This window comes from Mitsuaria sp. TWR114 (assembly GCF_007997345.1).
The window spans coordinates 1-738 of record NZ_VOSR01000983.1 but is presented as its reverse complement, the minus strand read 5'-3'; the positions used below and the strand labels follow the sequence as shown (position 1 = coordinate 738).

At 70.2% G+C, this 738-nt stretch carries 2 protein-coding genes; both read left to right on the top strand.

The genetic code is table 11. The annotated features are described in order from the left end of the window. Positions 1–443 (top strand): type VI secretion IcmF C-terminal domain-containing protein (locus FUT87_RS26560; RefSeq protein WP_310735332.1); only part of this gene is annotated, 443 nt, incomplete at its 5' end. 22 nt (positions 444–465) lie between these two features. Further along, positions 466–738: type VI secretion system-associated protein TagF (gene tagF, locus FUT87_RS26555; protein WP_147242924.1), on the top strand; the 273-nt coding region annotated here is incomplete at its 3' end.

Genomic DNA, 738 nt, shown 5'->3' with positions numbered 1-738 from the left:
TCCAGCGCGCGCAGGCGATCAAGGAGACCTTCTTCCCGGGCAGCAACACGCCGTCCCTGCGGCTGGACTTCAAGCCGATCGAGATGGACACCTCGATCCAGCAGTTCATCCTCGACGTCGACGGCCAGATCGTGCGCTACAGCCACGGCCCGCAGATCCCGACCTCGGTGCAGTGGCCGGGGCCGCGCGGCAGCTCGCAGGTGCGGGTGCAGCTGAGCCCGGCCAGCACGAGCGGCTCGTCCGGCATGGTCAACGACGGCCCGTGGGCGCTGTTCCGCCTGTTCGACCGGGTCAAGATCGAGAAGACCGCCGCGCCCGAGCGATTCAAGGCCACCTTCGAGATCGAGGGCCGCAAGGCGGTCTTCGAGGTCACCGCCAGCAGCGTCCGCAACCCGTTCCGGCTGCCGGAGCTCAACGAGTTCCGCTGCCCCGGCGGGCTGTGAGGCGCACCAGGAGAGACCGACGATGAGCGCGTTGCCCGAAGCCCTGAACACGTCCGGCGACACCGTGCCGGGCTGGTACGGCAAGGTCGCCGCCCTGGGCGACTTCGCCCAGCGGCGGCTGCCGCAGCACTGCGTGCGCCACTGCGACGCCTGGCTGTCCGGGATGATGCAGGACCTGCCCAAGGTGCTGGGCGCCCGCTGGCTCGACACCTACCTGACGGCGCCGGTGCTGCGCTTCGCCTGGGCGCCGGGCGTGGTCGACATGAAGTGGTGGTTCGGCGTGCTGATGGCCAGC